The organism is Actinomadura alba (genome assembly GCF_014323705.1).
Taxonomy (GTDB): domain Bacteria; phylum Actinomycetota; class Actinomycetes; order Streptosporangiales; family Streptosporangiaceae; genus Actinomadura_C; species Actinomadura_C alba.
Genome location: NZ_JABVEC010000004.1, coordinates 191615 through 218183, shown reverse-complemented (window position 1 = coordinate 218183; position 26569 = coordinate 191615). Strand labels below are relative to the sequence as shown.

Sequence of the window (26569 nt, the reverse complement as noted above, 5' to 3'; positions counted from 1 at the left end):
CTGGATGAGCTGCCGGAGCGGCCCGATGTCCGAACCGACCGTCGAGCAGGACCCCAGCGTGCGCCGACCGTCGCACCTACAGCGGTCAGGCGGCCCACGACATCTCGCGCAACGTCGTCGGCCTGACCCCGCTCGGGTTCCGCCAGTCGGTGTGGCTGGGCGAGGCCCTGGCCGATCTGAACCCGAAGTGCGTATTTACCTGCACCTACAGGCGCTCGATCGACACCGCGGCCATCACGTTTCCCGATCTGCCCGAGGGCCGGCCACGACGGACTGCGCTGCTGGACGAGCAGCATTACGGGGACGCGACCTACCCCAACGGCGCCGAGGACCGGCGGACTGCGGTATCCCACAGGACATGCCGCGCGGCATGTCTTGCGGGATACCGCGGTTGCCGGGCTTACCGATGTACTTCCACTCCGTTAGGAGGACCCAAGCCGGCGACCGACGCTATCGCCCGGGGCGCACCATCACTTCGGTGAGTGTGAGCGGGTTGGTCGTCGATTCGAGCTGGACTCGCACGTATCGGCCGGTGGCGCCGTTGAGGTCGACGACGGTCGGGCGGCCGGCGGTGTCTGTCCGGTGGACGGCGGTGGCGCCGGGGGTGGCGAGCGCCTCGGTGAGCGAGTCGGTGGTGATCGGTGTCGGTGACACGATGACCCAGTAGTTCGAGAGGCGCTCCGTACAGCAGTCGGAGCGGTTCCAGATCTCCACGGTGTCCACCGGGTACTGCTGGGTGAGATCGACCTGCCACCAGGCCTGGTTGGACGGCTCGGCCGTGTGCGAGGCCGACTGGTCCTTCAGGTAGTCGCCTGCGGTGCTGCCGTCTACGGCCCGCTCCGGTACCCCGCCCCATGCGGTGCTGACCTGGGTGGCGGGCTTGCCGCGCGCGACGTTGGGCAGCACGACCGCGACCTGGTCGGCCAGTTCGAGGTGCGGGCTGTCGCTCGACAGGTCGACGGCGAGTGACGCCGCGCCCAACTCGGCGTCGGCGGGAACGGTCACCGGGATCCGCGCCTCGATCGTCTGGCCGGGCGCGAGGTCGCGGAATGAGACGGGCCGGCCCGCGGACCAGCCGCTCGGCAGGCGGAGCGTGACCGAGCCGCTCGCCGCGTGGCGGAGCGGGTTCGTCACGAACACGGGGATCTCGGTCGTGGTGCCGGCCTCCAGCTGTTTCGGGGCATTCACCCAGCCGACCAGCCGGTCGGTTGCGGCGACCAGTGCCGTGTCGACGCTCAGGTTGAGGTCTTGACCCTGGTGGGTGGGGTCGGCCCGGCTGATCGTCACTGGCGTGACCTGGTTCGGCACGACGGTGAACGGGCCCACTGCGCCGCCGGTCAGCTCGGCGCCGGTGACCACCCGCTCCTGACCGCCGAAGGCGACGCGGTAGCGGGTGGCGGGCTCCGCCGTGCCGTGGACGGTCAGCGAGACCCGCGCCGCGCGGTCGGTCAGCAGGTACCCGGTCTGCCGGACGGTCGTGCGGCGGGTGCTGCCGTAGCTGCCGGTGTCGGCGTAGCTGTAGCCCTTCTCGAAGTCGGTGAGCAGCCAGGCGTCCCGCGCCCGGACCGTGTTCGGGGGAATGATCCGCAGCTCACCACCGAGGGTCACGCGCAGCACCGGCAGGACCTGGTCGTGCGGCTTTTCGGGGAGCGACACCACGAGGTCGTTGCCGTCCATGCGCCAGTTGAGCCGGCCCGCGCCGTCCTCGATGACGCCGCGCACCTTCGTGGCGAGGCCAGGGAGTCGCAGCTCCCCAGACTCGGGCCAGTGGGTGATGTGGAGGTACAGGTTCGAGCCGTTGACAGTGACCTCGCCCCACGGCTGCCCGCCGAACCTGGTGGCGGACGCGCCGAGCACGGCGCCGGGGTGACGGTTGAGCCAGTCACCGATGCCGTTCAGCACGTCGGCTTCGAACTCGACGACCGAGCCGTCGCCGCGGGGGCCGACGTTGAGCAGGTAGTTGCCGCCACGGGCGCGGACACCGGTCAGGCCGACGACAAGGTCGCGGATCTTGCCCGGCAGGTCGTCGCGTTTCTGCCAGCTGCGGTATCCCCAGGTTTCGTGGTAGATCGACGCCGGCGTCTGCCAGGTGCCGTCGAGCGGGACGGACGGAATCTCATTGTCGCCGAGGGTGCGGAAGTCGCCGACGTTGTTCCAGACGCGGCTGTTGATCGCAGCCTGGGGCTGCAGCTCGCGGACGATGCCCGCGAACTTCTGGCTCTGCGCCACTGTCGGCGAGGACATGTCGAACCAGACCTCGGAGATCTTGCCGTAGTTGGACATCAGCTCGCGGATCTGCGCCTCGATCACCGGTTCCATCGACGCCGGGATCGGGTTGTTGTTGCCGCCGTCGAACTGGTGCCCCTGGTACCAGTCGACGAGGGAGAAGTAGAAGCCGAAGCCGAGGCCCTGGCGGCGGCACTCGTCGGCGAGGAGCTTCAGGGGGTCGCGGCCGTATCGCGTGGCGTCGACGATGTTGTAGTCGGTGGTGGCGGTGTCGAACATCGAGAAGCCGTCGTGGTGCTTGCTCGTGATGACGACGTACCGCATCCCCGCGCGCTTCGCGAGGCCGCAGATCGCCGCCGGATCGAACTTGTCCGGCTGGAACCGGTGCGCCACCTCGCGGTAATCGGCCTTGGAAATGTTGGCCCACATCTGGATCTGCTCGCTGTAACCGCTGGTCACCGGCTTGCCCTGCCAGACGCCGCCGAGCTCGGAGTAGATGCCCCAATGGATGAACATCCCGTACTGCAGCCGCTGCCACGCGGCGAGGTCGGGATCGGGGCTGAGTTCGACGGTGCCGGGAATGCCCTTGGCCTGCCCCGCTTCAGCGGCGGCACTGCCCGGGGAGACGAGCGTGCCGAACGCGAGCAGCAGGGTGAGAAGGGCACAGAGGGATCTGCGCATCATCAGGTCTCCTGATTGAGCGGGTAGAGATCCGATGAAAGCACGCAAACATGCCGCTTCCAAGATCCAATGGGGGAAAACTTCAAGATAGGTCGGATCTCTTCCCGCTGCGGGGCGGTAAGAACTTGGCTCCACAGCGTGCACGCACACCGCCGAGGCGCTGCCGACGGAGAACCGGAGGAACCCCAGAACCCGGCCTCGCCGAGTGATACGTGCTGTCAGTTCGTTGCGCCGCGCATAGAGCAGTGCGGTCAGGGGAGGCGCCAGACGACCGGGAGGCCCTGGGCGGCTCCGTCCGGGGAGTAGTCATGCGGGACGTCGAGGTAATGATCCATCCGGGCCTGCCAGGCGACGTTGACCGGTAGGTCCTCCAGAGCGGCGAGTAGGGCGACGTAGTCGTCGCAGTCGATGACATGGAAGAGGTCCAGGCCACTGCGCCAGATCGTCCATTCGCGGGCGCCGGCCGCCCGGATGGCCTCGCTCAGCTCACGCGGGACCTCGCCATGGGCTTGTTCGTACTCCTGCTCGGCTCCGGGCTTGAGCCGGGTGTGCAGCGCGACGCGCATCAGTCCTCCTGTTCCGGTCGGGTACGCAGCCAGTCCTCGACCGCTCCGATGTGGGCGGCCGATGCGAGCCGCGCGGACTCGGGGTCACGCTCGGCGAGCGGGTCCTCCGGATCATGAGGGGACCGGACGCCCCCGGCTCCGTTTCAGGAGTTCGGCGTCGCCGGTGGCCGCGCGTTGCCGTAGCCGGAAGATCTCGTCCGGTGAGATGGGCATCGCGTCGATGCGGATGCCCTCGGCGTCCTCGATGGCCGCGGCGATCACCGCCGAGACCGGGATGACCCCGGCCTCGCCCGCGCCCTTGATCCCGAGGGGGTTCAGCGGCGACGGCGTCTCGATGTGGTCGGTCTCGATCCGCGGGATCTCGGTGGCGTACGGCATGAGGAAGTCCATGAACGAGGCGTTGAGCAACTGCCCCGCGCCGTCGTAGACCATCCGCTCGTACAGCGCGCCGCCGATGCCCTGGGCGACGCCGCCGTGGATCTGGCCTTCGACGATCCGCGGGTTGATGAGCCGGCCGCAGTCGTGCACGACGGCGTACTTCAGGACGCGCACCTCGGCGGTGTCGGGGTCCACCTCCACGATCGCGGCGTGCATTCCCGCCGCGAACGTGGATCTCGGCGGCGAGTAGTAGTCCCTGCCCTCCAGGCCGGGTTCGTCGCCGGGCGCGATCGGCGGGTCGTCCATCGAGCCCGAGACGGCGAACTGGGTCGCCCGCTTGGCCTCCTCGTCGAAGGCGTACCGCAGCGGGTTCGACAGCACCGCGACCGTGCGGAGCGGGATCGCCGCCGCCGGGTTCCCGCGCACGTGCACCACGCCGTCGGTGATGTCGAGATCCCGGGGGTCGGCCTCCAGCGCCTCTCCCGCGATCCTCAGCGCCTTGTCGCGCAGCTTCCGGCAGGCCAGCGCGATGGCGTTGCCGCTCATCACCGCCGCGCGCGACGCGAACGTCCCCACGGCGTACCCGAACCGGCGCGTGTCGCCGGTCGTCACCTGCACGTCGTCGATGAGGACCCCCAGCTCGGAGGCCACGATCTGGGCGAAGACGGTCTGGTGTCCCTGGCCCTGCGAGGTCAGGCCGGTGGAGACGTGCACGCGCCCGGACGTGTCGATCTCGACGTGCCCGCCCTCGTACGGCCCCACGCCGGTGCCCTCGACATAACCGGCGATGCCGATGCCGATCCGGCGGCCCCGCGCCGCGGCCTCCGTGCGCGCCTTCTCGAAGCCGTCCCAGTCGATGAGCTTCTTGGCCCTGCGCAGCAACTCCGGATAGTCGCCGGAGTCGTAGACGAGCGGCCGGCCGTCCTGGAAGATCAGGCCCTGGTCGTAGGGGAACTCGTCGGGCTGGATGAAGTTCACCGCGCGGACCTCGGTGCGGTCGCGGCCGAGGAAGTCGGCGATGCGGTCCATCGTCCGCTCCATGCAGAAGACGCCCTGCGGCCGGCCCGCGCCGCGGTAGGGCGTCACGATGACCGTGTTGGTGTAGAGGCTGGTGAACTCGACGCGGTAGGCACCGGGCTTGTACGGCCCGAGCAGCTGCGTCGACGTGATGATCGGGATGATGATGCCGTACGGGGTGTAGGCGCCGTGGTCGTGCAGGATGCGCACGTCGAGGCCGAGCAGCCGGCCGTCGTCGTCGAAGCCGACCCGGACGAAGTGCACCTGGGCCCGTTCGTGCGCGGCGGAGACGAAGTGCTCGCGGCGGTCCTCGGCCCACTTCACCTCGCGGTCCAGCAGGCGCGCCGCCCACGGGACGAGCACCTCCTCGGGCCACGGATGCACGATCTTGACGCCGAACCCGCCGCCCACGTCGGGTGCGATCACCTCGACCTTGCCGGGCGGTAGGCCGAGCCTGGCCGCGATGGCCGCGCGCACGCTCGTCGACGCCTGGGTCGAGGAGTAGACGCGCAGCGACCCGTCGTCGGTGTCCCAGCGCGCGTAGACGCCGCGCCCCTCCAGAGGCATGGAGGCGCTCCGCTCGATGTCCAGCCGGAACTCCAGGACGTGCGGCGCCGCGTCGATCGCCGCGCGGGCGTCCGCGCCGCCCTCGCCGGCGACCTCCTGGACCATGTGCGCGCCGACGTTGCCCGGAACGTCGTCGTGCACCAGACGCGTGGCGTCCGCGGCCTCGCGGAGGCCGACGACCGGCGGCAGCGGCTCGTAGGTCACCTGGATGCGCTCTGCGGCGTCTTCCGCCAGATAGCGGTCCTCGGCGACGACCATGACGATCGGCTCGCCCACGTGCCGTACGACGTCGCGGGCGAGTGGGTGTCCCGTACGGCCGTGGGTGAGCGAGGGATGCGGGATCAGCAGCGGCAGCGGCTCGCCCACCCGTCCCGGCAGGTCCTCCCAGGTGTAGATGGCGACCAGGCCGTCCACGTCGAGCGCGGCGTCGACGTCGATGTCGACGACGCGGGCGTGGGCGTGCGGTGACCGCACGAACGCGGCGGCGAGCGCGCCGGCCCCGAGGTCGTCGACGTAGCGGCCCTGGCCGGTGATGAGCCGGGGATCCTCACGCCGCGCGATGGGCTCCCCGAAGCCGCTCATTTGGTGCCCCCGACAGTGTCGCCCGCCTGGTCGTCGGCCGTGCCACCGCCACTGCCACCGCCACCGCCACTGCCACCGCCACGGTCGCCTTCGGAGGCGGTCTCGCCCGGCGCGTGCCGCACGGCGTACGCGGAGGCGTGCCGGTGCCCGTCTCCGCGATCCGCCGCGCTCGTCTCGGCGATGAGCTCCGAGGCACGGTGCACCGACTTGAGGATGTTCTGGTAGCCGGTGCAGCGGCACAGGTTGCCGGAGACGCCCTCGAGCACCTCGTCCTCCGTCGGGGCCGGGTTGTCCCGCAGCAGCGCCGTCACCGTGCAGAGGAAACCGGGCGTGCAGAAGCCGCACTGCAGGCCGTGGCACTCCTGGAACGCCCGCTGCACCGGGGAGAGCGCACCGTCGGCGCCGGCGAGCCCCTCGACGGTCGTGATCTCGTGACCGGCCGCCGTCACCGCGAACATCAGGCACGAGCGCACCGGCTCGCCGTCGAGCAGGATCGTGCAGCAGCCGCAGACGCCGTGCTCACAGCCGACGTGGGTACCGGTGAGCCCGAGGTCGTGGCGCAGGAAGTCCGACAGCAGCCGGCGGGCGGGCGCCGAGGAGACGCGGTGCACGCCGTTGACGGTCATCGCGATCTCGTGGCGCTGCTCCGTCATGGTTCTCCTCTCTCCAGGGCGTTCGCGGCGGCGGCGCGCAGGACGCGTTCGGTGAGCACACCGGCCAGGTGCCTTCGGTAGTCGGCGCCGGCGTGGATGTCGGTCTCGGGATCGACCAGGCTCTCGGCATGCGCCGCCACGGCCGCCCAGTCGCACGACCCCGGCGACCGGCGGCCGGCCGCCTCGGTGAGGTCGAGGACCAGCGGCGTCGCCCCGACGCTGAGATAACCGGCGCGGGCCGACGCGACCCTGAGGTCGTCGTCGAGGACCACCACGGCCGCGACCCCGACGAGCGCGTAGTCCCCGTGCCGCCGCGTCACCTCGCCGAAAGCGGCACCTCCGTACGGAGGCAGCCCCGGGAAGAAGGCGGACACCGCCAGTTCCCCGGGACGCAGGGCGGATTCGAGGGGCCCGGTGAAGAACGCGTCCGCGGGGATCGTGCGACGTCCGCCCGCCGACATGGCGTCGACGCTGCCGCCGAGCACCGCGAGGACGGCGGGGAGCTCGGCCGCCGGATCGGCGTGGGCCAGACTGCCCACCACCGTGCCGCGATTGCGCACCACCGGATGGGCGACATGGCGCAGCGCGTCGGTGAGCAGCGGCTGCGCACGCGCCGCCTCGATAGAGCGCAGCACCCTCGAGTGCCGGGCCAGCGCGCCGACGCGGACGCCCCGCTCGGTCACCTCGACGGTGTCGAGCTCGGTGAGCCGGTTGATGTCCACGATCCGGGCGGGCGCGGCGAGCCGCATGTTGAGCAGCGGGATCAGGCTCTGCCCGCCCGCGAGGACCTTGCCGTCGGGGCCCGCCTCAGCGAGGGCGCCGACGGCCTCGGCGAGGGCTCGCGGCGCGTGATAGGCGAAGGGAGGTGGCTTCACAGGTCAGCCGCCGCTCCCCGGCGTCTTATCGTCGCCGGGGCGCCCCGGCGGCGGGTCGGGTACGGCGCTCGTCGCGGGTTCACCGGCCACCTCCTCGCGGGCACCAGGCCCTCCGGTCGCGCGTTCCCCGGCCTCTGCCTCGTCGAGACCGGTCTTGCCGGGTCCGCCGGCGTCGAAACCGGCCTCGCCCAAGGAGACCTCCCCCGCGTCCGCGCGCGGGGCGATGGCGCGCAGCGCGTGGTAGCCGGCCAGCACGACGATCGTGCCGAGCGCGATGCCGGACAGGACGAAGTCGTCAGTGATCTTGTGGTCCACCGGGCCGATGGCGAGGATGACGCCCGCCGCCACGGGCACCATGTTGACCGGATCGGCGAAGTCTACCCGGCTCTCGATCCAGATCTTCGCGCCGAGCAGGCCGATCATTCCGTAGAGGATCACGGTGATGCCGCCCAGGACGCCGCCGGGCGTGGCCGCCACGAGCGCCCCGAACTTCGGGCACAGGCCGAACAGGATCGCGACGGCGGCGGCGATGTAATAGGCGGCCGTGGAGTACACGCGGGTGGCCGCCATGACCCCGATGTTCTCGGCGTACGTCGTCGTCGGCGAGCCGCCGACGGAGCTGGTGAGGGCGGTGCCCACGCCGTCGGCGAACACCGCCCGGCCGATGACGGGGTCGAGGTCGGTGCGGGTCATCACCCCGACGGCCTTGACGTGGCCGGTGTTCTCGGCGATGAGCGCGATGACGGCCGGCAGCGCGAGCAGAATCGCCGACATCTTCAGGTCGGGCGCGTGCATCTCCGGCAGCCCGACCCAGTCGGCGTCGGACACCCCGTCGAAGCTCACCCGGTCATGCGGCGCGGCCTTCGCCAGCGCGGGGACCAGCGAGGTGATGGGCCCGGCCGTCAGGTCGAGGATCCACGACAGGACGAACCCGAACACCAGGCCGAGCAGGATCGCGATCCGGCCGATGAACCCGCGGAACACCACCATGATGAGGAAGACGAAGCACATGGTGGCCAGCGCGACCCAGTGGTCCTGCGGCCAGTACGTGTCGGCGACGACGAACGCCAGGCCGAACCCGATGAGCATCACCACAGCGCCGGTCACGACCGGCGGGAACACCTTGTGGATCACGTCGGTGCCGAGGAAGTGGACGGCCAGCCCCGCGGCCGCGAGCACGAGGCCGGCCACCAGGATCGCCCCGGTGACGGTGGCACTGGTGCCGCCCGCCGCGCGGATCGCGACGACCGCCCCCACGAACGAGGCGCTGGTGCCCAGGTAGCTCGGAACCTTCCCACGCGTGATGAGCAGGAAGACGATCGTGGCGACGCCCGACATCATCACCGCGAGGTTCGGGTCGAGCCCCATGATGATGGGGAACACGAACGTGGCGCCGAACATGGCGATGACGTGCTGGGCGCCCAGCCCTGCCGTTCGCGGCCAGCTCAGCCGTTCGTCGGGCCTGACCACCTGCCCCGGCGCGGGGCTCTTCCCGTCGCCATGGACCTTCCAACCCACTGCCATCACGGCCTCCTCAGGCTCGGTGGCAGGCCCTCGTCCCCGATCGTCGACCCGCCGCGACGGTCCCGCGTCATGCGGGCAAGTTAGATGTACCCCGGCCGGCGGGCACCGTCGACACCTGCCAAAGCCCTCGATACGGGTTGGCAACTGAACACATCGACCCGGCCCCGGGCGCCGTGCGAGGCCGTTCCCCCGGGCCGCGGAGCGCCCGGGGGAACGGACCGCGCATGGATCAGATCCCGCGCATGCGGAGCACGTGCAGGGCCAGTGTCAGGTTGAGCCGCAGATGGGCGTCCTCGGTGAACGCCCCGAGCATCCGCTCCAGTTTCCCGATCCGGTACCGCAGCGTGTTGTAGTGGAAGTGCAGCCGGCGCGCGGTCTCGGCCACGTTGAGGTTGGTCTCCAGCAGCACCTGCAGAGTGCGGCGCAGGTCGACGGCCTCCGGGTCGTCGTCCCCCGCCAGCTCGCCGAGCGTCTCACGCACGAACGCGTGGAGTTCCGCGGCGTCGGCGACCAGGCTGAGCAGGCGGTAGACCCCCAGTTCGTTGAAGTGCGCCAGCGAGCCGAATCCGTGCAGCTGCCGGCCGACCCGCACCGACTTGACCGCCTGTTCGTACGCCTCCGGCAGTGCCGTCGGGCAGGCGACCACCCGGCTGACGCCGGTCGAGAACGTACGCCGCCGTCCCGGGTGCTCGCCGAACATGGTGGTCGCGTCACGGACCAGGCCGTCGAGGTCGCCGTCGCCGGACAGCCCGACCACGGCGACCACCTCGTGCGCGAAGCTGGCCACCGCCGCCTTGGGGTCCCGGCGTCGTACGGCCGCCGTCCACGCCGCGGCCAGCCGGTCCTGTGCCTGCCGCTCCTCACCGCCCTTCGCGCGGCCGTCCTCGGTGCGGGGCTCGGGCACCCGGTCGGTGCGGCCGAGGCGGGTCTCGGCGGTGCCGCCGCTCCGGCCGTCGGAGTCGAGCTCGGCGACCGCCACCGCCACCGGACGGTCGAGGTCCCAGCCGAACCCGGCGCAGTGGGCGATGACGCGGTCGTCGGCACCCGCCCGGCCGGCCAGGATGTCGCGCAGGAAATCCGCGCGGTACTTGCTCTCGACCGCGGCCACGGCCTGCTGCTTGGTGATGACCAGCGCGGCGACCGTGGCGGCGCGCTCGAGGATGCCGACGTCGGTCTCGCGGAGCGCGCCACTGGCGCTGTAGGCGATGATCCGGCCGTGGTCGAAGCCGCCGGCGACGACGGGGACGACGACGTGGTCGCCGTTGCCGCCAAAGCCGGGCTGCGCCGCAGACCAGCCCGGGCCGTCGACCCAGGCGGCGCACACGGCCTTGACGTGCTCCTCCGGACCCGCGCCCGCGAGCATCCGGCGGTCGCCGTCGACGGCGATGACCGCGACGTCGAACAGGGTCGCCACCTCGTCGATCACGTCCTGGAGTCCTCCGCCCCCGAGCACGATCTGCACGAGCGCGCGATGCACCTCCTCAGTGCGGGCGAGGATCGCCGCCTGCCGGTTCAGGATGTCGGTGAGGACCTGGTTGAGGATGTCGTCGAAGCCGACGTCGTTGGGCAGGAGGATCAGGGGAAAGCCGAGCCGGTCGGCCTGCTCGATCATCTCGACCGGGAGTTCGTCGAGGTAGCGGCCGAGCTTGATGGCCAGCGCGGCCAGACCGCGCTCGTCGAGGTCGGTCACCAGGCGTCCCAGCGACTGCGGTGTGTTCCGCAGCGGGTAGCCGGTGGTCAGCAGGAGTTCGTGCGGTTTGACCCACGCGAGGATGTCCGGCACTTCCATGACGTTGAGGCGCTGGACGATCCGATCGAGTCCGGACGCTCCGGCGATCAGACGGGCGCCTGCGAGGGTCGAGACGCCGAGAACCTCTCCGACCGACAGACCGTATGTAAGCGTTCCGGTGCTCGCGAGCCTCAGCGCGGGTGGGCTGGGCTCGGCGGGAGTGTAGATCATGCAGGGGTCACCTGGCCTCTTATGCACACATCGCCCGAAACATCATGATCGCTACCGATCCGCGATCAACACTGACAAGAAATACGAACGATGACAAGCATTCTTGGCATCTTTCTCCATACGGTGAGAGGCGGCCGCCGTTTACGTTCGCCACCAATGGAGTCCATGTCCGTTCATCGTCCGTTGCCCGCGCAACGCCCGCTCATCGCCCGATCCCTCAGCCGGGACGTGGTCCCGGCCGGCGGGCCGCCCGACGAGGGACACCGCTGGAGGGCCGCATCGTGACCTCGACCGTCGTACGCGAGCCTCTCGCACCGCCCGGCCCGGCAAGGTCGCCGGTGGCGGGAGTCGCGAGCCTCACGCTCCGCGAACTGCTCGACCGCCCACGCAGTGCGGCACGGGTCATCGCGGCCTTTCCGTCCGCCGTCTACGTCGAGCTGCGCTCGGCCACCGAACCACGGGTCCTCGCCGTGGTGGGCTCGGACGCCGTACGGCTGCCGAACGCGATCGTCGTGGCCGCGACCAGCCGGGACCTGCCGTTCGCCGCGGTACGGGAGGGCGACGACGCCTGGGTCGGCGACGGCGTCGTCGAGGTCAGCGGGGCCGGACAGGGCGGGCCGGCGCCGCGTCTGCGGATCCAGGTGCGGACCCGGCGCTGGTGGGATCCCTCACCGGTGCTCGGACCGGTGTCCCTGCCCCAGCTCACCCACGGCGCTCTCGCCCTCGCGGCCGAGACGGCCGAGGAGAGGTGCGGGCTCGCCGACCATCCCGGCCCGGGGCTGCTCGCGGACCGCTGCGCGGACGGCGACCTGGCGCACGCCGTCGACGCCGCCGAACGGATCGTCGGCCTGGGCCCCGGGCTCACGCCGACGGGTGACGACATCCTCGCCGGGCTGCTCCTCTCCCTGCGCCTGTTCGGCGGCGCCGTGCACGGCGGCGATCCGGCGGTCCGGCTGGCCGACTGGCTCGGCGCCGCGGTCACCGCGCACGCCGACACCCGGACGACCGCACTGGCCGCGACCCTGCTGCACTGCGCGTCCCGCGGGCAGGCCGGCGCCGAGGTGGCGGCGGTGCTGCGCGGGATCGCCGGGCAGGCCCCGCTGCGCCCCGCCGTACGCCGGCTGCTCGGCGTCGGGCACACCTCCGGCGCCGACCTGAGCTGGGGGCTGCTCGCCGGCTGCCGGGCCACTCTCGCGCTGGCCACCCCGGCGGCCGGGCGGCGGAAGGCGACCGCGTGACGGCCGAGCCCGTAGAGCCCGCCATGAGCACCCATGTCGAGGCGCGCCGCGGTGTTTACTACGACTCGGTCACCCTGATGCGGGTGAGCCGGCAGCTGAGCGCGCGCGCCGAGGTGAGCCACGCGCTCACCGCGATGGCGACCGAGCTCAACCGGGACCTGCTCACCCAGATGGGTTTCGACCCTCCGCAGGACGTCGGGCCCGGTGACCTCCTCGTGGCGATCCGTGCCGTGGACCAGACCGTGCTCGCCGACGCCCGCGAGGCCCTCGACGTGCTGCTCACCGACGCCTCGAGCGCGAAGGTCTCCGCACAGGGCCTCGGCACCGTCCCCCCGGCCCGCACCATCGGGTCGGCGGCCGGCCGGATCGACGCCACGCTGGCGCTGGTGTCGGTGCCGGGCCCGTACGCCTTCATGGAGGCGATGGACGCCCTGACCGCGGGACTGAGCGTCATGATCTTCAGTGACAACATGCCGGTCGAGGAGGAGGTCGCGCTCAAGGACGCGGCGGCCCGCCTGGATCTGCTGGTCATGGGGCCTGACTGCGGCACGGCGGTCGTGGGAGGCGCGGGCCTGGGCTTCGCCAACGCCGTCCGGCCGGGGCCGGTCGGGCTCGTCGCCGCGTCCGGCACCGGGTCACAGCAGCTCATGTCGCTGCTCGACACCGCGGGGGTCGGCATCAGCCACGCGCTGGGCGTCGGCGGCCGTGACCTGTCGGCCACGGTCAGCGGCCGGTCCACCCTGCAGGCGCTCGCCGCGCTCGACGCGGATCCGGCGACCGAGCTCATCATCATCGTGTCCAAGCCGCCCTCGCAGCGGGTCGCCGGCCTGATCCGCGAGGCGGTGCGGCGGCTGAGCACCCCGGTGCTGTTCGCCCTGCTCGAGCAGGACGAGGACGACCTCACGGCGGTCGCCGAACGCGCCCTGCGCGCGCTCGGCCGGCCGGTACCCGCGTGGCCGCACTGGCCGGCCCCCGTCGCGCAGGCACCGGCGCCGGGGTTCGTGCGCGGCCTGTTCGCGGGCGGCACCCTGTGCGAGGAGGCCATGCTCATCGCGACGGACGCGCTGGGCCCCATCGGCTCGAACCTCCGGCGCACGGCCACCGGCGAGCCCGCGTGGACGCACGGGCAGGCGTCCACCGGCCACTGCATGATCGACTTCGGGGCCGACGAGTTCACCGCAGGCCGGGCGCACCCGATGATCGATCCAGCCCTGCGGCTGGAACGGCTCGCCGCCGAGGCGGCCGATCCATCGTGCGCGGTGCTGCTGCTCGACGTCGTGCTCGGGTATGGCGCCGAGCCGGACCCGGCCGCGCTCCTCGCCCCCGCGATCGAAGACGCCCTGGCGTCCCGCGACGGCGATCTCGCCGTGGTGGTGTCGCTGTGCGGCACCGCCGCCGACCCGCAGGACCGCGACGCCCAGGCGGCCGCGCTGCGGGACGCCGGAGCGGCGGTCTTCTGCTCCAACGCGACCGCCGCCCGGCACGCCGCCGGCCTCGTTCAAGGACCGTGATCAGGACCGTTGACAGCCACCGAAGGGTCTTGACCATGCCCCAGGAGCCCGCCGACCTCAGCGTCGTCGCCGACCCGCCGCAAGCGGCAGCCGCGTCACATCCGATCGGCGACCAGCGCGGCGCGAGGCTCGGCGGCCTGTTGAACCGCGAGCCGGGGATCGTCGCGGCAGGCACCCCCGTGCTCACCGATGCCCTGGCCCAGCAGGCCGTGCCGGTGGAGAGCGTGGACTGGCGGCCACCGGTGCCGGGCGCGACCGAGCCCCTCGCCACCGTGCTCGGCCATCCGAAGCACGCCGCGGCCAACGCGACCGCGGTGAAGCGGTTGCTCGCCTCACGCCCGCACCTCGTCGACGTACGGCCCGCCGGCGAGGCACTGGGCCTGACCGCGGGCACCTTCTTCCACGCCGGCCCGCCGGTGACCTGGGAACGGGCGTCGGGCCCGATGCGGGGAGCCCTCATCGGCGCCATGCTCGCCGAGGGCCTGGCCGATGACCCCGAGGCGGCGGAGCGGCGGCTCGCCCGCGGCGACGCCGGGCCGGTGACGCTCGACTCCTGCCACCACCACCGCACGGTCGGCCCGATGGCGGGCGTCGTCGGGCCCTCGATGTGGATGTTCGTCATCGAGGACGCCGAGCACGGTGGCACCGCGTTCTGCTCACTGAACGAGGGCCTCGGCAAGGTGCTGCGCTATGGCGCGTACGGCCCGGAGGTCGTCGACCGGCTGCACTGGATGTCCGCGGTGCTCGGCCCGGCCCTGCGCGCGGCGATCCGCCGGCACGGTCCCGTCGACCTGAAGGCCATCATGGCCCAGGCGCTGCAGATGGGCGACGAACTGCACAACCGCAACCGGGCCGCCACCTCGCTGTTCGTCCGGGAACTGGCGGCCGACCTCGCCGAGGTCGAGGGCGGTGCCGAGGTGCTGCGCTTCATCGGCGGCAACGACCACTTCTTCCTCAATCTCGCGATGGCCGCGGGCAAGGGCGCCGCCGACGCCGCCCGCGACGTGCCGGGATCGAGCCTGGTGGTGGCGATGGCGCGTAACGGCACCGACTTCGGCATCCAGCTCTCCGGCACCGGTGACCGGTGGTTCACCGGCCCGGCCGGGGTTCCCGACGGTCTCTACCTGGGCTCGTACGGCCCGGGCGACGCCAACCCCGACATCGGTGACTCCACCATCACCGAGACCACCGGGCTCGGGGGGTTCGCGATGGCGGCGGCCCCCGCGATCGTCCGTTTCATCGGCGGCGAGGTGCCCGACGCACTGGCCGCGACCCAGCGGATGTACGAGATCACCCTCGCGGAGAACCCGGTGTTCCAGGTGCCGATCCTGTCGTTCCGCGGCACCCCCACCGGTATCGACGCCACCCTGGTGGCCCGCACCGGGATCCTCCCGGTCGTCAACACCGGTATCGCGGGGCGGGTCGCGGGCACCGGCCAGGTCGGCGCGGGACTTGTGTCGCCGCCCGCGAAGATCTTCACCGACGCCGTGACGGCGCTGGCCGAGACGCTTCGCCCGTAATCACTCGTCCCTCTCGTAGACATGGCCTGCTGGACCTGCGTGGAAGAACTCGCAACCTCCCCGGGCCGTCTTCTCCGACGGCACGGGAGGGCGGGAGGGCGGGAGGGAAGATCGTGATTGTCTCGGCTCGCCTCGGGCCGGGAACTACTGTCGCGAGCATGGTCGAACACGATGCCCTCAGTGCCACCCGCGAGGCTTACGACGCTGCTGCCCCCACCTATGCGCAGCTGTTCCGCGACACGCTGCGTGACAGTCCCCTGGACCGCGCGATCTTGGGTGCCTTCGCCGAGGTCGTAAGTGCGAGTGGGGACGGTCAGGTCGCGGATCTGGGGTGTGGGCCTGGCCATATCACCGCTTATCTGGACGAGCTGGGGCTGGCGGCGTTTGGTGTTGATGCCTCTCCTGCGATGATCAAGTTGGCTCGACAGGCCTATCCGGGCCTGCGGTTCGACGTGGGCTCGATGGCCGCGTTGAACATCGCTGACGGCGTGCTGGGCGGCGTACTCTCACGTTGGTCCATCATCCACACTCCGCCGCAAGAACTCCCCGTCATCCTGGCGGAGTTCCATCGCGTGCTGGCACCTGGCGGCCACCTTCTGGTCGGCTTTTCGGCAAGCGATGATCCGTCTCACCCGACGCAGGTCTTCGATCACACAGTCGCGCCGGCCTATCGGTGGTGGCCTGATCACCTCGCCGCGATGCTGCGCAAGTCCGGGTTGGCCGAGGTGGCCCGGATGGTTCGCGAGCCTCAGCCCACCGACCGGCGGCAGTTCCAGGAGATTCAACTGCTCGCCCGCAAAGCCTAGGCAGGGGTTGTCCGACCGAACACATGACCGCAACCAACCTGCCGCACGAGGAGCCGTCAGGCTCCAGGCGTCGACTCATTCTGTTCGGCCGCTACTCGTATCCCATGGTTGGGATGACATCTGCGAGTGCTCGTTCGATCAGCGCGCGGGTGTCGCTGTCGAACTGGTCGTTGCGGTGGTCGAGGCTGCGTGAGCGGAACGTCGACGTGGTCGCGAAGTCATCAACGCCAACGCTCTCGAAGAGCGCCTTCCGCTGGGCCGGCCAGTCCGCAGCGAGATCCTCGGCTCTGATCTCAACGTATCGCTTGGTGTCGAGATCGGCGGTCGCCTTCCAGGCGAGCCATCGGTCATAGACCGGCTTGAGCCAAGCGAGCGCGCCGTCGACCGTGGGCGGTGCCCATGGCTGGTCGACGTGCGACGCGACCACCGCGACCGGGTGGCGCTTGACGTGGACGATGGTCGCCTCAGGGACGAGTTCCCAGAGGAAGTCCATGCACAGAAGGTTGAACGGTGTCTTCTCGCACCAGGTCGACTTTCCCACGTCGGCAGCTGCCCCGCCGAACATTGCGTCGACTGCGCGACGAAGGATTTCGAGCAGTTCGCTCCGATCGCTGAAGTACCTCGGGACCGCCCGCCGGTAACTCTGATGCTCGAACGGCCCGGCAGCCCAGTCGGCATGGCCGAACCCTGCCGCAGGCACGAACTCGTCGAACGTGCTCGCGACGAGCTCCGGCCACAGCCGTCCCACCGCGTCCCAGTAGTGCCGCTCGCCGATGGCCTCAGAAACGGTATGACCACGATCGATGTCTCTCCTGCCGACCAGTCGCACCGTAAGGATGTCGCTCAGCCTGCGGAGGGCGTCGTCCCCGACGTAAGGGTCGTATCGAATCGTGAGTGCATCCGCCAAGTCCCTGAAGCCGCCCGGGTCGACGATGAACCTGGTCTCGATCGGAATCCTGTGGATCTGCGGGTGTTCGCCGAGAATGTTCGCGAGCTGCGATGTTCCCGACCGACCGGTGCCAGCGACGAAGATCGGCGACGGATAGGCCATGGCGACATAGTCAACTCGCGACTCGCCGATGTGCCAAGTGAATTTCCGCTGGCCCCCTGAGGCTGGCTCCGGCGAGCCTCAAGACGCGCCGTTCGGCGCTCGTGGCGCCACGGTCAGGCGCCGCTTCTGGCCCGAAGGGGGGATCAACAGTCCGAGGCAGCCATCCGGCACCGGTGGCAGGATGAAACAGCACTGGCACCAGGGAGGAAGCAGCCGTGATCGATCGAACTGGTCTCGCCGAGTTCCTGCGCCGCCATCGAGAGTCACTACAACCTGAAGACGTCGGTCTCCCGCGCGGGCAACGGCGCAGAACCGCCGGTCTGCGCCGCGAAGAAGTCGCCACGCTCTGCCACATCTCCACCGACTACTACAGCCGGCTCGAGCGGGAGCGCGGACCTCACCCGTCCGAGCACATGATCGCCTCGATCGGCCAGGGTCTGCGTCTGTCCCTCGACGAACGCGACCACCTGTTCCGCCTCGCCGGGCACAACCCACCCGCGAGAGGCGCAATCAGCGAACACATCAGTCCCGGCCTGCTCCGCATCTTCGACCGGCTCACGGACACCCCCGCCGAGATCGTCACCGAGCTCGGCGAGACACTCCGGCAGACCCCGCTCGGCGTCGCACTCACCGGCGACACCACCCGATACACCGGCCCAGCCCGCAGCATCGGCTACCGGTGGTTCACCGACCCGGCCACCCGGGCCATGTACCACCCCGACGACCACGCGCTGCACTCCCGCGTCTTCGCCGCCGGACTACGCAAGATGGTCGCACTCCGCGGGCCCAAATCACGGGCCGCTCACCTCATGGACCTCCTGCTCGCCCACAGCGAAGAATTCCGCACCGTCTGGAACGAACACGAAATCGGCATCCACTACAACGGCGTCAAACGCTACATGCACCCTGAGGTCGGCGCCCTGGAACTGACCTGCCAGATACTTCTCGACCCCGACCAGTCACACACCCTTCTCGTCTACACCGCCGTCCCCGGCAGCGAAAGCTACGAGAAACTACAGCTTCTCTCCGTCATCGGATCCCAACACATCGTCCCGCGGACGCCTCCGAATGCGTGACTACGGGGAATTGGTTTGTTCTGTGCCGTCTGTTCTGTGCCGTTGAGACCATCAACCTGCCCTGGGCCTCCGGGAAGCCCCCGCCGCGCTCCTGGGGACACCCACCTCGCCGCGCTGGGCGCCGACGCGATCGCCCACCCCGGCGCCACTGTCTGTGCTCCCGGGCGTGGGTCAAACCGCCGCACGGTCTCCGACGGTGATGGTGAACGTGGTGTGCATGGCCTTGGCGATCCGGTCCAGCATCGCCACGGCCCGGGTTCCGGCGGTGCCCCGGGCCGTACGACGTCCGGGCGGGGGCTGCCCGGAGAGGTGGGCGAGCCGCTGCGCGTGACGCGCCCACCAGTAGGGGGATCGATTGGGTCGACCCAGTTCACGCCCACGGCTACCGTGCCGTCCCACTCGAAGGGTTGACCGGAGCCGACACTTGTTCGAGCCGCTCGTGGTGGACCTGGAGGTCGGCGAGCCCGGTCGCGATGGCCTCGGGCGGGATCGCATCACCGAGGACCTCGGGGGGATCGGTGAACGTCGGCGCGAGCCGCGTCCACGACGACGGTCGGGGCAGGTCGTCGCACACCACGGTGCCGCTGCCTGGATCGATCCGGCAGCGAGCCACCAGGCCCTCGTAGACGTAACCCAGCCGCGAGAAGCTGAGCATGGTCCGGTGGACCAGTCCACGCGCGCCGACCGGTGCGCTCCGCAGCGCGTCCGCGACAGCGGCCAACGCATGCTCGTGGTCGTCGGTCACGCCGAGCGCGCCAACGTCGCCACCGGCAACGATCGTCCACGAATACAGCCGTGGCGGCTCCCAAGTCCGTCGAGCGTGCACCGTGATCTCCTGCGTTCGAGGTTGTGATTCGGTCACGCTCAGTGAATTCCTGGATCGTGTCGGGTCGACAGGGGCACAATGAGGAGCACTTGGGGTGCTCCCCGGGGGCACGGCGACGTGAGGTGCACGCGATGACCGCCGATGACCGACGTGCGCTCAGCGCGCGACTGCGCTGGGAAAGGGAACGGCGCGGCTGGAGCAAGGGCACGATGGCCCGGCGAATTCGAGATGGCCTGCCTGGACGGCAAATACCCGACGCTGAGACGGTGTTGTCGTACGTGAAGCGCTGGGAAGCCGGCAAGGTGGGGATGAGCGAGCGTTACCGGCTCGCTTATGCCGAAGCATTCGAGGTTGATGAGGCCGAGCTGTTCGGGCCTGAGCACCGGCACCGTAGCGCTGGCGCGATGCTGTCTGGACTTCTGTCCCAGGGAGACCTGACCGGTCGCATCGCCAGCGTCACGGGCCGCCACGTTGGGGTCGGCATTGTTGCGGACCTGGAAGCGCGCGTGCACGCCCTTCGGCTGGCGGACGATGTCCTGGCCGGCGGGGATCTCCTCACCCCGGTGTTCCGCGAACTGGACGCCGCCATACGCCTCCAACAGGAGACAGCTCACTCGGACGAGGTAGGCCGCAGCCTGCTATCGGTCATCGGCGAGTTCGCGCAGATCGCCGGATGGGTGGCCAGCGATGCCGGTCAGTACGACCGGGCGGCAGACACCTACCGCCTCGGGATCAGCGCCGCTCGAGAAGCCGAAGATCCAGTCCTCGAATCCAACCTGACCGGGTCGTTGGCTTATCAGATGGCCAATGTCGGAGATCCCCGCGAGGCGGTCACGCTCGCCGAGGGAGCGGTCGCTGCCGCCGGGGCGGATGCTCCGCCGCGGGCGCGAGCCCTGGCGTGGGACCGGCTCGCGTGGGCGCACGTGCGGGTACACGAGTCTCAAGCCGCCATGGGAGCGCTTGGCAATGCCGCCGAGGCACTAGCCGAGCACGATGGCCGGGAAGACCCCGCTTACCTCTACTGGGTCGACTCCAGCGAGCTCCAGATCATGGAGGCACGCGCATATACCGAACTCCAGCGCCCGTTGCGTGCGGTGCCTTTGCTGCTCGATGTGCTCGGCCGATACGACGCGACCCACGCACGGGAGCTCGCGCTCTACCTGTCATGGCTCGCAATCGCTCTCGCCGACGCCAACGAGCCAGAAGAAGCCGCCGCCGCAGCCGGCCGAATGCTAGAGCTGTCAGCAAAGGTGACGAGCCAGCGCACTGCTCAACGCGCCAGGGTCGTTCTCACCCGGCTGGAGCAGTACCGCGACGTCGCCGCGGTCCGCGAACTCTTGATTCATCGCGAGTGAGCCGCCAGGGTCCCAGCACGGCCACCAAGTCGGCCTGGTCCTGGTGGCCGAACGGCACCCTAATTGCACGGCAGAGCTCTGAGCCCTGAAACAGTCAACGCCCAGGTTGGGGATCTTGTGGGGACGCCGACCACGGCCACCTCGGCGACCGAGGAGTGACCAGGCCGGGCCACGGCCCGGCCTGCCCGCGGAGGTCACATCGGCTGGAGCAGTTCCTGCATGCGGTGGATCTCGGCGCCCTGGCCGGTGTTCACGTCGATCGCCATGCGGTTCACGATGACGTCGGCACCGTCCCCGAGCGCCTCGTTCGCCATGGTGATGGCGCCCTTGTGATGGACGATCATGAGCTCCAGGAAGAGCTTGTCGAACTCCTTGCCGGACGCGGCCTTGAGCTTGGCCATCTGCTCTGGAGTGGCCATCCCGGGCATCGCGTCACCGCCGCCATGCGCTCCGTGGCCCTGACCGCTTCCCGCCGTGGACTTGCCCTTCGAGCGGAGCCACGACTGCATAGCGCTGATCTCCGGCCCCTGCGCGGCGTTGATCCGGCCGGCGAGCGCGCGCACCTGGGTGTTCACGGCCCGGTCCTTCACCAGAGCGGTCATCTCGAGCGCCTGCTCGTGGTGCGGGATCATCCGCTGCATGAAACGGACGTCGGCGCCGTTGGCGGCGCGGACTCCGGTGTCGACGGTCTCGCCGGGCTTAGCGGTCCTGTTCGGCTCCCCGGGCCGGCCGGGCACGATCACCGGCGCCCCAGAGCCGACGACCCCCGGAGAGGATCGGGGAGTGGTCTCCTCGCCGCTGCACCCCGCGACAGCGAAGGCCGCGACCACAAGGCCGATTCCGGCCAGCTTCATGCCCATAAACGCCTGCCCACCCTCCTGACCTGCAAACAACTAGGGCACCGTAGCGCGATCTCCCCGTGGGCGAAAGGCACGGCTTTGCATCATTTGCCCCTACCTCTGGTGCCCTATGCGTGTTGATCACATACTGCTGGCAGTTCAGGTGTACTCGGGGGAAATGAAGGGAGCAACGCGTGGCGTCCGGAAGAAGACGCAAGGTGTGGGCCGCTCTCGCCACCACAGTGGCAGCGGCGTTCACCTCTTTGGCACTGGCCTCGCCCACCACGGCAGCGCCGGCGTTTCCAGGGGTCGACGAGGTCGTGAAGAGCGACAACGTCGACCATGTGGCGAACATCCCGAAGCAGGCCCCGTTCGACACACTGGCCAATCTGAACAGCGACATCGCGTTCCAGGGCAAGTACGCCTTCGCGGGGAACTACGGCGGCGTCACCATCTACGACATCGGCGACCCCAGGAAGCCGAAGATCGTCAGCCAGGTGGTCTGCCCCGGTTCGCAGAACGACGTTTCGGTCGCCGGGGACCTGCTGTTCCTCTCCACGGACTCCTCACGGAACAACGACTCGTGCAGCAGCACGACGCAGCCCGTGACGGTCAAGGAGTCGTGGGAGGGCATCAAGATCTTCGACATCAGCGATGTGCGCAACCCGCGCTACATCAAGTCGGTCGAGAACAAGTGCGGCTCGCACACCCACACGATCGTGCCGGGTGGCAAGGACACGACGTACGTATACGTCTCGTCCTACCTGATCGACCAGAACTCCGTCGGGCCGGACTGCCAGTACCCGCATGACAAGATCTCGGTGATCAAGGTCGACCACAAGAAGCCGACCGACGCGGCTGTGGTCGCCGAGCCGGTGCTCTTCCCGGACGGCGGCAACCCCGGCGACGGCCTGCCCTACCCGGAGATCACCAGGCAGACGACCGGCTGCCACGACCTGACCGCCTACCCGGACAAGAAGATCATGGCCGGTGCCTGCATGGGCGACGGCGTGCTCTTCGACATCACCAACCCGCTGGCCCCGAGGACGATCGATGTGGTCCGGGACGACGAGAACTTCTCGTTCTGGCACTCGGCGACGTTCAACAACAAGGCCAACAAGATCGTCTTCACCGACGAGCTCGGCGGCGGCGGCACGGCGACGTGCAACGACACCATCGGTTCCCAGAAGGGCGCCAACGGCATCTACGACATCGTCGGCAAGGGCGACAAGCGCAAGCTGGTCTTCCGCAGCTACTACAAGATCGACCGGGACCAGGCCGACACCGAGGTCTGCGTGGCGCACAACGGCAACCTGATCCCGGTGCCCGGCAAGGACATCATGGTCCAGGCCTGGTACCAGGGCGGCGTCCAGGTGTGGGACTTCACCGACTCGAGGCACCCGAAGACCATCGGCTTCTTCGAGCGCGGGCCGCTGTCCAACACCCAGCTCCAGACCGCCGGATCCTGGTCGGCGTACTACTACAACGGCTACATCTTCTCCAACGACATCCAGAAGGGCTTGGACGTTCTGGATGTCACGGACAAGAGGCTCGCACCGGCGAAGCGTGTTCACTTCGACGAGCTCAACGTCCAGTCCCAGCACTCCTACGGTCGGCACTGATCGCACCGCTGACGCACGAGCGCTGACGTAAGAGAGGTCCCCCCGGGCAGCCGGCCCGGGGGGACCTCTCTTTGTTCGTCAAGGGACAAAAGACACAAGTCGGCATCATTCCTACATGTCGCTGGTGTCAGGACCTACTTGATCACATACTGCTGCCAGTGCACAGACTCGGGGGGAAAGAAAGGAGTCATGCGTGGCGCACGCAAGAAAACGCAAGGTCTCGGCATGGCTGGCCACCACCGTGGCGGCGGCCCTGACCACCTTCGCCCTGGCACCGTCGCCCGCGGCGGCGGAGATCCCTCCGGTGGACGCGGTCGCCAAGAGCGACAACATCCGCCATCTGGCGAACATCCCGAAGCAGGCGCCGTTCAACACAGAGTCAAACCTGAACAGCGACCTGGCCTTCCAGGGGAAGTACGCCTTCGCCGGCAACTACGGCGGGCTCACCATCTTCGACATCAGCAGGCCGAGCCAGCCGACGGTCGTCAGCACGGTGGTCTGCCCCGGCTCGCAGAACGACGTGTCGGTCAACGGGAACCTGCTGTACCTGTCCACGGACTCGGCCCGGTCGGACGACTCCTGCAACAGCACGGCGGCCACGCCCGCGACGCCAGGGGGCTCGAGTGACACGAACCCCACGAACTGGCAGGGGATCAAGGTCTTCGACATCAGCGATGTGCGCAACCCGCGCTACATCAAGTCGGTGGAGACCAAGTGCGGCTCGCACACGCACACGCTGGTGCCGGACAAGAAGCGCAAGGTCGACTACCTGTACGTCCAGTCGTACAGCCCGCGCGCGGACTTCCCCAAGTGCCAGCCGCCGCATGACCTGATCTCCATCGTCAAGGTCCCGCGCAGCAACCCGGCCGCCGCCGCCGTGGTGTCGGAGCCGGTCCTCTTCCCCGACGGCGGCTTCCCGGGTGTTCCCGGCAGCTACCCGAACAGCAGGTCCGCCACGAGCGGCTGCCACGACATCACCGCCTACCCGGAGAAGGACCTGGCCGCGGGCGCGTGCATGGGTGAGGGGGTCCTGTTCGACATCTCCGACCGGGCGAACCCGCGGGTCATCACCGGGGTACGCGACTCGGTGAACTTCGCGTTCTGGCACTCGGCCACGTTCAACAACGACGCCACCAAGATCGTCTTCACCGACGAGCTCGGCGGCGGCGGCACGGCCACCTGCAACGCCACCATAGGCGACAAGTGGGGCGCCAACGGGATCTACGACATCGTCGGCAAGGGCGACAAGCGCAAGCTGGTCTTCCGCAGCTACTACAAGATCCCCCGGCACCAGGCCGACACCGAGAACTGCGTGGCCCACAACGGCTCGCTGATCCCGGTCAAGGGCAAGGACCTCATGGTGCAGTCGTGGTACCAGGGCGGCGTGTCGGTCTGGGACTTCACCGACTCCGCACAGCCCAAGGAGATCGGGTTCTTCGAGCGCGGACCGCTGTCCGACACTCGGATGATCACCGGTGGAGCGTGGTCGACGTACTACTACAACGGCCACGTGTACTCCAACGACATCCAGAAGGGCTTCGACGTTCTGAAGATCGACGACAAGCGCGTTGAGAAGGCCGAGCGGATCAAGCTCGACCAGCTGAACGTGCAGTCCCAGCCCGACTACTTCGAGGACTGATTCGGGACCTGATCCAGGCTCCTGATTCCAGCGGTTGAAGGACCAGAGGTCCCCCGGGCTCCGGCCCGGGGGATCTCGCATTCCGCCGGAAGCGACGGATGACGGTGCTCCGACGGGGTGTCGTCGGCACCGGATCATGCGCGATCATATCCGGGTGAACCTGAGCGTTTCCTCGACCGACGACCTGTCCAAGCGGGTACTGGACACCTCCGCGGAGCACGAGAGGCACTTCCCCGCCTCCAGCCCCGGGCGGCAGCCGGTGCACACGGTCTACGTGCCCGCCGACCGGTTCGGCCCGTCCACGCCCAAGGACTTCGGGACCGAGGCACTGAGGCTTGTCAACAACCACACGCCCGGCGTCGGCTCGTTCGGCGCCGCGTTCGGCATCCAGCCGGACGTGGCGGGAACGGTGCGTGAGCGGGTCACCGCCAAACTGGCGGCCGAGCCCATCGAGGACCTGCGCATCGACTTCGAGGACGGCTACGGCGTCCGCCCGGACACCGAGGAGGACTCGCACGTCGACCAGATCGTGGAGGCGGTCGCCGCGGCCTACGAGCTGAAGGCGCTCCCCCACTTCTGGGGCCTGCGGGTGAAGTCCTTCACCGACGGAGGGCACGAGCGCAGCATGCGGACGCTCGACGGTTTCCTCACGTCGCTGCGCGACCGGCTCGGGCGCCTTCCCGGCGGTTTCGTCATCACCTTCCCCAAGGTGGTCATGCCCGAGCAGGTCGTCATCTTCGTCGACTACCTCACCCGCCTCGAGTCGGCGCTCGGTCTTCCCGTCGGGGTGCTGCAGTTCGAGGTGCAGATCGAGACGACCGAGGCCATCATCAACCACCGCGGCGAACTCGGGCTGCGCCCGATCCTCGAGGCGGCCGGCGGACGGCTCACCGGCGCGCACTTCGGCGTCTTCGACTACACGGCGGCCGTCGGCCTCCCCCCGGACGAGCAGCGGCTCGACCATCCCGCCTGCGACTTCGCCCGCCACATCATGCAGGTGAGCCTCGCCGGCACCGGCGTCCGGCTGTCGGACGGCTCCACCAACGCGGTGCCGCGCAGCGACAGCGCCGAGCACGTGAGCGGCACGTGGGCCACCCATGCCGCGCACGTCCGCCATTCGCTGCGGCACGGCTTCTACCAGGGCTGGGACCTGCACCCCGCGCATCTCGCGAGCCGCTACGCGGTGGTCTACGGATTCCACCTGACCGGGATCGAGGACGACCTCGCCCGGGTCAAGGCCTGGCGGGAGCAGAGCCAGCAGCAGGGCGCCGTTCTCGACGAGCCCGCCACCATCAGGGCGCTGACCGCCCGGCTGCAACGCGCCGTCGACTGCGGTGCCCTGGAGGCCTCCGCGGTGTCGTAGTGTCCCGGGTCACCGGTCGTCCCGCATCGATCCGGCGGGGCTGCCGTCCTGTCGGCCGGCGAGCCGGTGGGCGCTCAGAGCGACGAGGTCGTCGGGCGTGTCGATGTCGTCGGGCGAGGCGACGTCGTCGCACGGCACCGGCGTCACCAGTTCGGGGTGCTCGCGCAGGAAGGCCCGGGCGCCGGCGTCCCCGACGGCGCGGGCGGCCGCCTCGGCGAAGTGCGCGCGGGCGATGAGCACCGGGTTGCGCGGTCTGCCCCCGTAGGTCGCGACGGCCACCGGGGCGCCCGACTCGTACGCCTCCGTCAGCCTGCGGACGGCCGCCGGGGTGACGAGCGGCTGATCGACCAGCGCGACGACCACCGCGGGGCACCCGGGCGGCAGGGCCGCCAATCCCGCGCGCAGAGACGAGCCCATGCCCGTGCGCCAGTCGGGGTTCGGCACCACGACCGCGCCGATCACCTCGATCGAGGCGGCCCCGGTGACCACGATGACGGGGCCGCACCCGGCGTCGCGCAGCATGCGCACGCCACGGTCGACCAGCCGCTCACCCTCGAACTCGACGAGCGCCTTCGGCCGGCCGAACCGGCGCCCCTCTCCCGCGGCGAGCAACAGGCCGCCGATGCCATCCCGCATCCTCACACCGTGAGGGTAGACCCGGAACGTCGTGATCGTGCGATCACGCCGGGCGAAC

Annotated in this window: 21 protein-coding genes; 10 read left to right on the top strand and 11 right to left on the bottom strand. The window is 69.9% G+C overall.

The features are described from left to right. Positions 1–101: 101 nt before the first annotated feature. Positions 102–482: a histidine phosphatase family protein gene (locus HKK74_RS41805; RefSeq protein WP_187242600.1), complete on the top strand. Its 381-nt coding sequence runs from the start codon at positions 102–104 to the stop codon at positions 480–482. Here HKK74_RS41805 and HKK74_RS08290 read toward each other — a convergent pair. From HKK74_RS08290 to HKK74_RS08260, 7 genes are all read right to left on the bottom strand, one after another. Next, positions 451–2910, bottom strand: a complete 2460-nt coding sequence (locus tag HKK74_RS08290; protein ID WP_187242486.1) for an alpha-L-fucosidase — start codon at positions 2908–2910, stop codon at positions 451–453. The two genes, HKK74_RS41805 and HKK74_RS08290, sit on opposite strands and share 32 nt — an antisense overlap. Before the next feature lie 248 nt (positions 2911–3158). Beyond that, positions 3159–3473 carry an L-rhamnose mutarotase gene (locus HKK74_RS08285; RefSeq protein ID WP_187242485.1) on the bottom strand — a complete coding sequence of 105 codons (315 nt, stop codon included), beginning with the start codon at positions 3471–3473 and terminating at the stop codon, positions 3159–3161. 111 nt (positions 3474–3584) lie between these two features. After that, positions 3585–6017, bottom strand: a complete 2433-nt coding sequence (gene cutA, locus HKK74_RS08280) for an aerobic carbon-monoxide dehydrogenase large subunit (RefSeq protein ID WP_187242484.1) — start codon at positions 6015–6017, stop codon at positions 3585–3587. Next, complete coding sequence (locus HKK74_RS08275) at positions 6014–6670, bottom strand: (2Fe-2S)-binding protein (protein WP_187242483.1); 657 nt, start codon at positions 6668–6670, stop codon at positions 6014–6016. The genes cutA and HKK74_RS08275 overlap by 4 nt, the downstream gene beginning before the upstream one ends. Then, positions 6667–7545, bottom strand: a complete 879-nt coding sequence (locus HKK74_RS41305; RefSeq protein ID WP_187242482.1) for an FAD binding domain-containing protein — start codon at positions 7543–7545, stop codon at positions 6667–6669. Before HKK74_RS41305 ends, HKK74_RS08275 begins: the two co-directional genes overlap by 4 nt. 3 nt (positions 7546–7548) lie before the next feature. Continuing rightward, a complete protein-coding gene (locus tag HKK74_RS08265) occupies positions 7549–9069 on the bottom strand; it encodes a uracil-xanthine permease family protein (RefSeq protein WP_187242481.1) in 1521 nt (506 codons plus the stop codon). A gap of 229 nt (positions 9070–9298) precedes the next feature. After that, positions 9299–11029: a PucR family transcriptional regulator gene (locus tag HKK74_RS08260; protein WP_187242480.1), complete on the bottom strand. Its 1731-nt coding sequence runs from the start codon at positions 11027–11029 to the stop codon at positions 9299–9301. Positions 11030–11310: 281 nt separating this feature from the next. Here HKK74_RS08260 and HKK74_RS08255 point away from each other — a divergent pair, with 281 nt between their 5' ends. The 4 genes from HKK74_RS08255 (at position 11311) to HKK74_RS08240 (ending at position 16104) form a co-directional block, all read left to right on the top strand. Then, on the top strand, positions 11311–12267 hold the full coding sequence (locus HKK74_RS08255; protein WP_312881339.1) for an oxamate carbamoyltransferase subunit AllH family protein: 957 nt from the start codon (positions 11311–11313) through the stop codon (positions 12265–12267). A gap of 23 nt (positions 12268–12290) precedes the next feature. After that, positions 12291–13778, top strand: a complete 1488-nt coding sequence (locus HKK74_RS08250) for an AllF/FdrA family protein (RefSeq protein ID WP_187242478.1) — start codon at positions 12291–12293, stop codon at positions 13776–13778. Positions 13779–13813: 35 nt separating this feature from the next. Further along, a complete protein-coding gene (locus HKK74_RS08245) occupies positions 13814–15298 on the top strand; it encodes a YlbE family protein (RefSeq protein ID WP_187242599.1) in 1485 nt (494 codons plus the stop codon). Positions 15299–15456: 158 nt separating this feature from the next. After that, the gene (locus HKK74_RS08240) at positions 15457–16104 is read left to right on the top strand and encodes a class I SAM-dependent methyltransferase (protein WP_187242477.1); all 648 of its coding nucleotides are present in this window, start codon (positions 15457–15459) and stop codon (positions 16102–16104) included. A gap of 91 nt (positions 16105–16195) precedes the next feature. On the opposite strand, the gene HKK74_RS08235 is transcribed toward HKK74_RS08240, so the two are convergent. Further along, positions 16196–17155: a sulfotransferase family protein gene (locus HKK74_RS08235; RefSeq protein ID WP_187242476.1), complete on the bottom strand. Its 960-nt coding sequence runs from the start codon at positions 17153–17155 to the stop codon at positions 16196–16198. 215 nt (positions 17156–17370) lie between these two features. On the opposite strand from HKK74_RS08235, the gene HKK74_RS08230 reads away from it, so the two are divergent. After that, a complete protein-coding gene (locus HKK74_RS08230; RefSeq protein ID WP_187242475.1) occupies positions 17371–18231 on the top strand; it encodes a helix-turn-helix transcriptional regulator in 861 nt (286 codons plus the stop codon). A gap of 382 nt (positions 18232–18613) precedes the next feature. Here the strand turns inward: HKK74_RS08230 and HKK74_RS08225 are convergent, their stop codons facing one another. Beyond that, entirely contained in the window at positions 18614–19057 is a 444-nt protein-coding gene (locus HKK74_RS08225) for a hypothetical protein (RefSeq protein ID WP_187242474.1), read from the bottom strand. A gap of 131 nt (positions 19058–19188) precedes the next feature. Here HKK74_RS08225 and HKK74_RS08220 point away from each other — a divergent pair, with 131 nt between their 5' ends. Then, complete coding sequence (locus HKK74_RS08220; protein WP_187242473.1) at positions 19189–20412, top strand: helix-turn-helix domain-containing protein; 1224 nt, start codon at positions 19189–19191, stop codon at positions 20410–20412. Between the two features lie 194 nt (positions 20413–20606). On the opposite strand, the gene HKK74_RS08215 is transcribed toward HKK74_RS08220, so the two are convergent. Then, a complete protein-coding gene (locus tag HKK74_RS08215) occupies positions 20607–21266 on the bottom strand; it encodes a DUF305 domain-containing protein (protein ID WP_187242472.1) in 660 nt (219 codons plus the stop codon). Positions 21267–21445: 179 nt separating this feature from the next. On the opposite strand from HKK74_RS08215, the gene HKK74_RS08210 reads away from it, so the two are divergent. The 3 genes from HKK74_RS08210 (at position 21446) to HKK74_RS08200 (ending at position 25875) form a co-directional block, all read left to right on the top strand. Then, positions 21446–22873, top strand: coding sequence for an LVIVD repeat-containing protein (locus tag HKK74_RS08210; protein WP_187242471.1), 1428 nt, complete (start codon positions 21446–21448; stop codon positions 22871–22873). Positions 22874–23066: 193 nt separating this feature from the next. Next, a complete protein-coding gene (locus tag HKK74_RS08205; RefSeq protein ID WP_187242470.1) occupies positions 23067–24512 on the top strand; it encodes an LVIVD repeat-containing protein in 1446 nt (481 codons plus the stop codon). A gap of 154 nt (positions 24513–24666) precedes the next feature. Then, entirely contained in the window at positions 24667–25875 is a 1209-nt protein-coding gene (locus tag HKK74_RS08200; RefSeq protein WP_187242469.1) for a DUF6986 family protein, read from the top strand. Positions 25876–25884: 9 nt separating this feature from the next. Here HKK74_RS08200 and HKK74_RS08195 read toward each other — a convergent pair whose 3' ends face one another. Continuing rightward, positions 25885–26511, bottom strand: coding sequence for a nucleotidyltransferase family protein (locus tag HKK74_RS08195; RefSeq protein WP_187242598.1), 627 nt, complete (start codon positions 26509–26511; stop codon positions 25885–25887). Positions 26512–26569: the final 58 nt, after the last annotated feature.